Below are 10,753 nucleotides of genomic sequence, written 5' to 3' on the forward strand. Positions count from 1 at the left end.
TTAGCTGTTCTTGATGGTGCAAACGTATGATCCAACTTTATCACAACGACCTGTCGAGTTGCGCGCAGAAGGTCCGCATCGCGCTCGATGAGAAACAGATTTCGTGGACCAGCCATCATTTGAATCTGCGTAAGGGCGATCAGTTTGATCCAGGCTATCTCAAGCTCAATCCAAACGGCGTGGTGCCGACGCTCGTTCACGGCGACGTGGTGGTGATCGAGTCGAATATCATTCTTGAATATATCGAGGATGCGTTTCCGACGCCGTCATTGCGCCCGACGAACCCGGCCGCGTTGGCAGCCATGCGGCTGTGGTTTCAGCAATTGGACACCAAGGTTCACGGCTGGGTCGGCATTCTGACGATGGCGATCTCTACGCGGCATGAATATCTAGCCGAAGGGCCGGAGGGCGTCGCGAAGGCCGTGGATCAATCGCCGGATGAAAATAAACGCAAATTCAAGCGGGCGCTGATCGAACTCGGTGTCGAGGCGCCGTTCTTTCCGGGGGCGGTCGCGGATGTCGATAAATTTTTGGGACAGATGGATGCTGCGCTGGCCAAGACCGGCTGGCTTGCCGGCGATGCGTACTCAATCGCCGACATTGCGCTCACGCCCTATATCGCGCGCTTTAATTTTCTCGGCTTAGCGCCGTTCTGGGCAGAGCGGCCGTATCTGAGAGCCTGGTTCGACCGTGTGAGTGCGCGCCCGAGTTTTCAGAAGGTGATCATCGATGATGTCGCGCCGAAGCGTGTCTCGGACATGATCGCGAACGGCGCGCAAATTTCGCCGCGGCTTGTCGAATTGCGCAGCGCGCTGAAAGCGGCGTGAATCGCGCCGCTTGGGTGATGCGGAATCGATTTCGGTGGCCGAATTTTGCAATCTGTTTCGCCGCACGCCGCGCCCTTAGTCAGGCGGATTGAAGGTCAGGCGAGGTCGCAGATGCGGGACAAAGTTATCATTTCGTGCGCGGTGACAGGTGCGGTGCATACGCCGACGATGTCGGATGCATTGCCGATTACGCCGGAGCAAATTGCCGCGCAATCAATCGAGGCGGCGCGCGCGGGCGCCGCGATTGTTCATTTACACGCGCGCAATCCCGCGGACGGCAGGCCGACGCCGGACCCGGATGTCTATGCGCAATTCATTCCGACGATTGAGACCAACACCGACGCGGTGATCAATATCACGACGGGCGGCGCACCCGGGATGAGCATTCAGGATCGCCTGAGCGCCGCCGCGCGGTTCAAGCCGGAGGTCTGCTCGCTCAACATGGGCAGCATCAATTTCGCGCTGCATCACATCGCCGGTCGTTATTCGTCATGGAAGCATCCGTGGGAGAAGGCGTGGATCGAGGGGTCGGACGATAGCGTGTTCCGCAATTCGTTTCGCGATATTCGTCTCATACTTGAGACGCTCACGGTCGATGGCGCGAAATTCGAGCATGAATGCTATGACGTCGGCCACCTCTACAATCTGGCCCACTTTGTGGACGCGGGGCTGGTGAAGCCGCCCTTCTTTATCCAGATGGTGTTCGGCATCTTGGGCGGCATCGGCGCCGATCTCGACAATCTGGTGTTCATGAAGCGCACCGCCGACCGCTTGTTTGGGTCGGAGAATTTCCAATGGTCCGTGCTGGCGGCGGGCAAGTTTCAGATGCCATTCATAACGCAATCGGTGCTGATGGGCGGGCACGTGCGGGTTGGCCTGGAAGACAGTTTGCTTCTCGGGCGCGGTCGATTGGCGACGTCGAACGCAGAGCAAGTTGAAAAGGCGGCGCGGATCGTGCGTGAGTTGGGCAAGGAGCCTGCAACGCCAAATGAGGCGCGGGCGCTGCTTGGGCTTAAGGGGCGTGTGCGCGCCGCGGCTTGATGTTGACCGCATACGATCTGCAGGTTTCTGAGAGAGGAGAGAAGGATGTCGTTTCTGCGGAACTGCTGGTATGTGGCGGCGTGGTCCAAAGAGGTGGTTGGCGAGCAGCTGCTCGGGCGGCGAATTCTGAACGAGCCGATCGTGCTGCGCCGATTGCAATCCGGCGAGGCGGTGGCGCTGCAAGGGCGGTGTCCACATCGATTTGCGCCGCTGCATATGGGCAAGATCGTCAACGACGATATCCAATGCCCATATCATGGGTTGCGCTTCAGCGCCGAGGGCGCATGTACGTTCAACCCGCAGGCTCCCGAGGGGCCGACGCCGAAGTCGCTGCAGATCAAGCGCTATCCGCTCCTGGAAAAATATGGCGCGCTCTGGATTTGGATGGGGGAGCCGAAGCGCGCTGATCCAGCTCTGTTGCCGGCGTACGACTTCCTGGAAGACGAGCGGCTCGCACGGATTGAAGGCTACATCTACTCGAAGGCCAATTACGAGCTGATGACGGACAACATCCTCGACTTAGGTCACGTGGACTTCCTGCATGAGACATCGCTCGGGTGTGAGGCGACGGCGCGTGCGAAGACGATTGTAGCGGTGAACGGCAACACCGTGCGTTGCGACCGGTGGATGGCGAATGACTTCCAAGGGCCGCTGACGAGCGTCCTGTTCGAACGTGTCGGGCAGCGCGTCGACGCCTGGCTTGATGTGCAATGGGATGCGCCGGCGCTGATGACGCTGATCTTCGGCATGACCGATGTCGGCGGCGCGCGCGAGACGGGATTGGAAACGCTCAACGTCCATTTCATGACGCCGGAGACGGAGACGACAACGCACTATTTCTGGGCTGGCACTCGTTCGTTCCGCACGGATGATCACGAGCTGAGCGCACAGATGCTTGAGGGGGGGACGGCGGCATTCACGTTGGAAGACAAGCCTATGATTGAAGCGCAGCAAGCGATGATGGGAACGACGGATTTATTTTCGTTGAAGCCGATTATGCTGGCCGGCGATGCCGCACCCGTGCATGCGCGGCGAACGCTCGCGCGTCTGATTGAAGCGGAGCAGGCGACGGGATGATGCGCTAACTAAGCGCCGCCCATCGAAGGCGGCGCGTTCGGCCCCCATTGTACCGCGAGTAGGTCCGACAGTGGCGCTTTGCGCGAGCCGGAGGCCGCGTCGAACAGATCGCCATCGGTCCAGTGCTCGACGGTGTGGCCCCACGGGTCGAGCCAGTAGTCGAAGATTTGGCTGCCGAGTATGTGGCGACCAACACCCCATTCCGGGCGGTATGCTTTGCTCTTTAGATGTGAGTGGCCGGACATCAGCGAGTCGAAATCGGCAACCTCGAACGCGGCATGATTGTATTTTGATACGCCAACGCCAGCGAGCGAAAGCGTGTGGTGATCAACGGGGACGTCGCCGCGATCGCAGCGCAAGAAGGCGGCGAGCGCAACGCCAGGCGCCGGCTCAACCTCGTCCGAAATGATGAGGCCGAAATGGTCGGCGTACCATTGCTGGCTGGTGCGATAATCCTTGACCATCAGCACGGCGTGGCCAAGGCGAACGACTTGCGCGGGGCCGCCGGGCACGCGGCTGACGGCATTGAGGCGCGGCTGCACGCGGCCATCATTGAGCGCGGCGCGCGAATTGGGTTTGGCCGGGGTTGTGTGCGGGCGCACCACGGCGTCGACACGGAATCCATCGGGGTCGGTCAGGCGCACCATGCGGCCGCCGCCGGGCTCGTTGATGTCTTCAACCGGTTTGTCCGTCGCTGAAGCGAGCGCTTCCAACGCGGCCGTGTTTTCAAGTTCAAAAGCAAGGCCGGCGAAGCCGGGTTCGCCACGCTCAGTGGCATGCGCAAAAGGGGCGCCGTCGATGCCCCTCATGTAGAGCGCGTTGTCGGAGCGCGCGGCGCGGACCAAGCCGAAATCGATGAGAAAGGCTTCCATCAAATCGAGATCTGGCGCGTTGAAGCGCACGTAAGCAATGTCGGTGGCCTTCGCATGGCTCATGGAATGATCCTCCAGTTTCCGGCCTTAGCGCTCTAGTAGACGACGTCAAAGACCTGAAATCGACTGTCGCGATGCTCGCCAGGCATCGCTCGATGTGAATTCAGGCCGCGATACAATGCGATCCCTGCTTCGGGGCATTTTGGAAGTTGGCGATGACCGCCGCCGCCGCCGCGAAAGCGGACTGTGGAAGAGCGCACCCTTGGTAAGGGTTAGGTCGACAGTCCGCGCGACGGCTACGGGGCATTTTCGGAAATCAGCCACAGCGCTCGGCGTGGCGATAACGGACGCTGGTAGAGCGCACCCTCGGTAAGGGTGAGGTCGAGAGTCCGCCCGACGGCCACGGCATTCTCGGAAATTGGCCGACATGCTCAGTGTCGCAACAGCGGACGCCATATGAGCTACTGCTAAGGACGCGGCGCGAGCCCGACAGTAGCGCGGCGCTTTCTGGAATAGAGCGTTCAAGATGCGCTGTCGTAACGAACAGCGGCGGTTCAAGGCCCGCGCGCGTCCATTGGGTTTAGGTCGTGCTCGCGGGCCTCCTGATGTTCGCGCGTCGCCGAATGAGTGCAGAATGCCCGACGTTCGACTGTGCGGGTGCCATCGGTGTGGCGCTGCGGCGCACTCCTATCACTTCGTAGCTTTGGAATTATTTTGCCCGACCATTGCGTGGCTCAACCGGATCGCCTTAGTCTGCAACCCTGGGCTAGGGGGCGGTTTTTTGACCAAGAAGCGCATCGCGATAGTCAGCGACCTGCATATTGGTGATTCGGCGCGCGAATTTGACCTGCGCCCGGGGGGATCGCCAGCTTACGCCGGGCAAAAGGGGTATCTCGACTCTTTTGAGGAGGATGTGCAGCGTTTCGACGTTGCGGCCGACTATTTGGTGGTCTCCGGCGATATCACGGACCGCGCACAGCCATCGCAATTCTCGCATGCAGGCAAGGTAATAACCCGTATCGCGCGCGCGTTGAAAGTCCCTGACGACGCGATCATCAGTGTACCCGGCAATCACGACTTGAACTGGGATGTGGCCAAGCTTGCCACCGATGGGGGCGAGGCTTTTTGGCTTGGCTATCGCTTTGCTCCCTTTGCTAGTGGTCATGACGTGTTTGGGAAGTGGTGTTCGATTGGCGATCGGTCTTTGATCGAGGAGCCTCACTTCACATTGCGTTCTTTCGGAGACTGCGACTTTTGGAGCTTCAACTCGGCTGCCTACGATACGCCAGACAAAAAGCCTCACCGAGGCGAGATACGCGAGAAGCATCGGGAAGAATTGCACGCGGCATTGAAGGCAGCCTACTCGGGACAAGCACGTAATAAATATCGAGTCTTCGTGACGCATCACCACTTAAGGCCGCAGCGCGATCCTCACCCAGATCAGCCTGACTTCAGCACGATGATCAACGGAGATGCGCTCCTGGACATGTTAATCGAACACCAGTTCGACCTCGTAATGCATGGGCACAAGCACCGGCCGTGGTGCCGAAGCTTTGTAGAAGCTGCTCGAGATCCCATAGTAGTGTGGTGCTCCGGAAGTTTTTCTCAAACGCTTGGCGCTTCGTACTACGGAAGCATTGGAAATCTATGGCACCTTGTTGAATTGCACGGTCGTCGTGAGGGCTCCGACGATTGCTTTGGTCAAGCGCGATCATGGGCCTATGCTCCAGGACGCGGTTGGGTGCCAAGTAGGCCCAATGAACATGGCATAGATCACGTCACGCCATTCGGATACGTAGCTGATCGACACACAATTCAGTCACTCGTGACCGACGCGCTGACAAGCATCCTCGCATCCCGTCAGTTCGTCACATGGGCGGAGCTGTGCGATAGCCACGAGGCGCTACGTTACCAGGCGGGGACGGTTGTTTGGCCCATACTGGAAGCGGTTTGTCCCCAACTCGGCGCGCGGCCTCATGGCGATCGCGACAGTCTTGATGGCCTTATCATTCTCTCGACCACGGTGACGCCATGAGCGCCATATTTTCGCATCCATTCGAGAACGACAACGCGAAGTACCTTGATCCGGCGCAGGTCGCCGCGACCTTCGTTCCGATTCGGAGCTATTGGCGCCTCCTCGCTGAGAAAAACCACGTCCTCATGGGCACTCGTGGGTCTGGGAAAACCGCTGTCGCGAGGATGGTATCGCATGACCACTTGCGAAGGTTGGATGACGATGCAGCGCGGGAGATCGTTCGCGACAAGCGCTTCATAGGAGTGTTTGCTCCCGCAGGGTTAAATTGGATCAGTGGGCTCAAGAGCCAGCTCCTGGTGCAACAGGGAAATGAGCGTGATTACTTTATAACGAGGTTCAATTTCATAGTGGCCCAGGCATTGTTGGGCACGATTCAAAGCTGCATCGAGGCCTACACTGAGGGAGGCAAAAGGGCAGCGCAAGAGTATGAGATTGTGAGGCGTTTGTTGCGGCTCTGGGCCCCAGAGGTGCCGCCACCTGAACCCATCTACTCATTGCAGGATTTGAAGCGAAGCATAGCCGACGCGGACTTCCGCCTGCAGAGGGTACACACACGATCCATCTATCGTACCAACTCTGTTACATCAGAGGCATTCGATGCGGCGCTGGGGCAAACCTTTAGCACCGGTTTGCTTGAGCCCGCGTACGCAGCTCGACGTCTTGCGGACGAGATGTTCGAGTTCGGTCCTTCCACGAAATGGATTCTTGCGATTGATGAGATGGAGTTCCTCTCTGCAGAGCATCACCGCATTCTCAACAGTCTGCTTCGTGTGGACACACCGGGGTTCGTGTTCAAGTTTGTAACCGCGCCGTACTGCCACTACACACTGGAAACGGAGACGACACAGCCGCTGATCGAGGGGCACGATTTCGAATACGTGTACATGGATCACGAGCGGATCCTTGATCAAGACTTTGTCTCGCAGTTGGAGGGATGGGAGCGGCGATACTCGTTTGCGTTTGCACTGTTCACAAAGCGCGCGCGCGCTGCGGGCATTGACATGCCGCACGACGCCTTGGCGCGCGCTTTAGGTAGCAGCGAAGTGCTGGATCCGTTGAAGGTGACGTCCGCCTCCATACACGAGATCACCCGAAGATTCTATCGACACGCGAACGACAAGACGATGCTTCGTATCGAGAAGCTTCTGAGCGCCTACGAGACAAGTCCGCGGACCGGCAAGCGGCTGCTGCTTCGGCGTATGTCGGATGAGTTGGTTCGGAAGATGAAGCCTGCGGTCGTGCTCAGGGAGCGCGTGCGGGCCGTAGGCGCACGTAAGGGTACCGCATACTCTGGACTGAGTATGGTGCTGGCTTGTACGGACATGAATCCTCGCATCCTCATACGTACCTTCAATATGTTGTTTCCCGACTTGGCCGTGCTGGTGGGGGACGGTGCTGCGATTTCCGAGCCTGCGCAAAACGAGGTGATGGAAACGATCGGCGTGCGGTTTTATGATAGCATCGGCGCCGTTCGCGACGTCGGGCCGGATCTCAAATCATTCATTGGGCTGATCGGTCGTTACTTTTCAGAGCGCCTTCACGCAGAGCCCATCGGCACGGATGTGTTTAGTTCAATTGCTTTGCGTGCGGAGGATGTTGAGTTCTCGGGGCTCGTGCACCAAGCCGTTGCTTGGGGCTTCATGTACCCACACTTCAAAGATGAAAAGCGCAGCGCGTTGCCGGCGGATGAGGGCGAGTTTCGCCTCGCCTATACATTGGCACCATACTTTAAGTTGCTTCCACGGCGTGGTCGGCCAGTGAGCTTAAATGTAGTATTTCCACAGCGTCGGTTGCCTTTGACATGACCCGCCAACTTACAAGAGTCGAAGACATTGACCGAGGGGTGGTGATCTCTCGCGCGTACGACGTGGCAATATTTGCGAGTGGATACGAGTCTCGTGCACGAGCAATTGCTAGGCGCCTTCGATTTCAATCGATAGGGCAAATTATCACTCTCGGATTTCCGGATCAGCTTACGCTACATCAGCGGGTAGAGAACGACGCCTTCTTCGCCGACCGTTTCGAAACAGAGCCGATACTAGTCGATGGAAACTCAGCTTGCCCGGTCTCCGGTATCCTGTCGGAACGTTTTGCCGCTCCCCAAGAGCATCTACGTATCTTTGTGGATATCAGCTCTATGTCGCGCGTCTGGTACGCCGATATTCTGAATTGGGCGAAGTATGCGTCAGCAGCAAATCGGATCGAGATCGATTTCGCGTATGCTTCGGGAGAATATGTCGGATCGTATCCTACTCGCGCAGTTTCGCAAACTATCGCGCTCCTGGGGTTCGAGGGACGTGCTGACCCCAACGTGGAGTCGGTGGCATTGTTTGGGTTGGGCTACGATCCGATTACCCCACCATCTGTTCTTGAGGACCTTCAACCTGACTGGAAATATGCCTTTGTCGCAGGCGAGGGAGATGACGGCGGCGTTGCACGGACATTAAAGCTCAATAAGGCGATCCTCGACGAACTTGACGGTCCTCCGGTGATCCTGCCGCTCATGTCGATACAGCAGAGTTACAGAACCGTCGGCGAAATGGTGGCTCCGCACGTCGGCCTACGAAACTGCATCATCGTTCCATTGGGGCCCAAGTCGCACGTCCTCGCGTCGCTTCTGGTTGCTTCAAGAAGCGAGGCCGTTTCGTGCTTATACGTAAAGGGTGGATTAAATGAGCCGATAGATGTGCGCGAAGGTCGGTCAATGACGTTCTGCAGCGTGTTGTTTGAGTAATGCTCGGTTTGACTAGGGTGCGTAATTGACGATTTCCATGCGGTACATGGGCACAAAGCGAAGCCTGGCAGCTTCGATTTCTGATGCCATTTCGCGTAGGCATCCGAATGCAACCATCCTTGACGCCTTCTCCGGGCTTTGCGCCGTTGGAAGCGAGTTGGCGCCGAAGCACGTAGTGTTTGCGAATGACATTCACCACTTTGCTGAAAATGTTGCGCGGTCAATTCTGCTCGCTCCCCTTAGGGCCCAAAGTATATCGTCAGTTCGCGATGCGATGCTGCCGCACTACGAGGAGAACCTTGGGGCGCTTCGCGAAGCCGTTGGCGAGTTGTACGATCTTGAAGATCGGATGCTCGCTCGGGCGAACAGCGATCGCGGCCTTACCCGCTTTCGCTTGTATGCTCTGGCTCAAATGGCAAAGTCTGTGCCTCGGCGCTTTCACGGTCTGCCGACCTTAGAGCGTTACAAGGGCTCACCACAGACATTCCCATACTCCTTGGCAACGCAGTATTTCTCAAACGCCTATTTCGGCCTGCGCCAAGCAATGCAAATTGACTCCATACGCTACGCGATTGATTGTGTTGCCGTTTCGAGCAGGGCGCGGCTACTGTGCGCGCTGAGCCAGGCAATGAGTCTGTGCTCCGCAAGCCCAGGACATTTCGCGCAATTTTTCGTTCCTCGAGACGACGCCAATTCGGCGTTGGTTGTAAGGATGCGCCGACGTGATCTGTTTTCCGCGTTCGTAGCGGCACTTGAAGCCGTTAAGCCCATTCAGTGTTATTCACGCACGTCCAACAGAACATTTTGTTCGGATGCGACTACACTGCTGGAGACGAAGCGCGGATATTTGTCTGGCCTGCCGTTGATTGTTTACGCCGACCCGCCTTATTCCCGGGCGCAATACAGCCGCTATTACCATTTGCTGGAGACCATCGCGCTCTATGATTACCCGGCGTGCGATGGAAAGGGGAGGTACCGCCAGGACCGCCACCTGACGGGCTTCTCACACAAAGCGCATGTCGCTGATGCGATGGACGCATTTGTCTCCGCCGCGTCCGATACTGGAGCCGGGCTCTACTTTAGCTACCCCTCGAACGGTCTGTTGCAGCGCGCTGGGGAATGCGTGGAGGACGTTCTATCGACCCACTACCGGCATGTGTCGTTGTTGGCGGAGGTTCCAATTCGGCACTCCACAATGGGCGGCGCGCCAGGCGTGGCGGCCTATGATGCATTGGAGCGAATCTACTTCGCGAGTGATGATCGGCGACTTCACTAGCTGCATCTGGCGTTTCGCGCGCCGCCGTCCGATGACGGCGATTTTGAGAATTTTGATTTCCGTTTTACGGCTCCTGAGGTGCGTAACGCATCAAAATGCATGAAAGCTGATTGGCTCGGCAAGTGCGCGACCGTCTGGCGCCGTGTTCGCGATGAACAGGGGGCGACTGTTGCCTCGGAGGCGCGCGAACTCTTGCGCGGTCTCAGCTTTCCGAATGAATGCATCTTGTTTCGATTTGAAGCGCGCGAAGAAGCCGTCGTTTGCGACACGTTTGGTGCCTGCGTCGCCTCCAGTTTCGATCGAGACTATGTTTCCTTCGTAGCGTCCCGCGGCGTTGTCATCGAAGTCAAAGGCAAGCTGCCGTATGGCATTCACGCGGCTGCCAGCGATGCGCGGGTACGCGCGATTGCGAGCGTAAATCACGGCGTCGCCGCGACCAGTGACTTCACAGGTTTCTAGGCTTGGCGATCCTTGACCCAACACACGTACCGCAGGCGCGCCGATTGCCTCAATGTTGCAAGCTTGAAACTGAGGTCGGCCGCGACAGGTTATTCCGTCTCCGCGCGAAGCGACGACGCTCACCCCCAAGAACAACCCGCCTGAATTTGAGACGAAGAGGAGCGCGCGGCAACCAGTCGACGCGACGCTCGAGGAAATGACGATCGGGTTTGCACGAGTGGCCACATAGAATGCTGCGTCATACTCGTCGGTGGCCTTGGCATTTGCAAAGCGGCGGATGTCACAGCGGAGAATGGACGGTTGGCCGCCGTCACATTGCACGGCGTGGTTTGCAAAGCGCGTTTCGATCGACAAGTTTTCGAGCCTCGCCGCGCTATCGAGCGAAATGGTTGGGGCTCCGTGGTTCGCCGCGATCACCGGGCGATCTGCACC

Annotated in this window: 9 protein-coding genes; 7 read left to right on the forward strand and 2 right to left on the reverse strand. The window is 58.1% G+C overall.

Annotation, left to right across the window (positions count from 1 at the left end; genetic code table 11):
- The first annotated feature begins 26 nt into the window (after positions 1-26).
- The 3 genes from VF769_RS16915 (at position 27) to VF769_RS16925 (ending at position 2,945) form a co-directional block, all read left to right on the forward strand.
- Positions 27-827 (forward strand): glutathione S-transferase family protein, encoded by an 801-nt coding sequence (locus VF769_RS16915; protein ID WP_331009611.1) that lies wholly within the window; start codon positions 27-29, stop codon positions 825-827.
- A gap of 111 nt (positions 828-938) precedes the next feature.
- Positions 939-1,868 carry a 3-keto-5-aminohexanoate cleavage protein gene (locus VF769_RS16920; RefSeq protein ID WP_331009612.1) on the forward strand — a complete coding sequence of 310 codons (930 nt, stop codon included), beginning with the start codon at positions 939-941 and terminating at the stop codon, positions 1,866-1,868.
- A gap of 45 nt (positions 1,869-1,913) precedes the next feature.
- Positions 1,914-2,945: an aromatic ring-hydroxylating dioxygenase subunit alpha gene (locus VF769_RS16925; RefSeq protein WP_331009613.1), complete on the forward strand. Its 1,032-nt coding sequence runs from the start codon at positions 1,914-1,916 to the stop codon at positions 2,943-2,945.
- Between the two features lie 8 nt (positions 2,946-2,953).
- On the opposite strand, the gene VF769_RS16930 is transcribed toward VF769_RS16925, so the two are convergent.
- Positions 2,954-3,880, reverse strand: coding sequence for a VOC family protein (locus VF769_RS16930; protein ID WP_331009614.1), 927 nt, complete (start codon positions 3,878-3,880; stop codon positions 2,954-2,956).
- 718 nt (positions 3,881-4,598) lie between these two features.
- Between VF769_RS16930 and VF769_RS16935 the strand changes: the two genes are divergently transcribed.
- The 4 genes from VF769_RS16935 to VF769_RS16950 all read left to right on the forward strand — a co-directional run bounded on the left by VF769_RS16935 (position 4,599) and on the right by VF769_RS16950 (position 9,862).
- Positions 4,599-5,852, forward strand: a complete 1,254-nt coding sequence (locus VF769_RS16935; protein ID WP_331009615.1) for a metallophosphoesterase — start codon at positions 4,599-4,601, stop codon at positions 5,850-5,852.
- Positions 5,849-7,657 carry a hypothetical protein gene (locus tag VF769_RS16940; protein ID WP_331009616.1) on the forward strand — a complete coding sequence of 603 codons (1,809 nt, stop codon included), beginning with the start codon at positions 5,849-5,851 and terminating at the stop codon, positions 7,655-7,657. The genes VF769_RS16935 and VF769_RS16940 overlap by 4 nt, the downstream gene beginning before the upstream one ends.
- Before the next feature lie 332 nt (positions 7,658-7,989).
- A complete protein-coding gene (locus tag VF769_RS16945) occupies positions 7,990-8,586 on the forward strand; it encodes a hypothetical protein (protein ID WP_331009617.1) in 597 nt (198 codons plus the stop codon).
- Positions 8,587-8,611: 25 nt separating this feature from the next.
- Positions 8,612-9,862, forward strand: coding sequence for a DNA adenine methylase (locus tag VF769_RS16950; protein WP_331009618.1), 1,251 nt, complete (start codon positions 8,612-8,614; stop codon positions 9,860-9,862).
- Between the two features lie 90 nt (positions 9,863-9,952).
- Here the strand turns inward: VF769_RS16950 and VF769_RS16955 are convergent.
- Positions 9,953-10,753 (reverse strand): right-handed parallel beta-helix repeat-containing protein (locus VF769_RS16955; RefSeq protein ID WP_331009619.1); only part of this gene is annotated, 801 nt, incomplete at its 5' end.

Origin of the sequence: Vitreimonas sp., from assembly GCF_036392335.1 — a bacterium.
GTDB lineage: Bacteria > Pseudomonadota > Alphaproteobacteria > Caulobacterales > Aquidulcibacteraceae > Vitreimonas.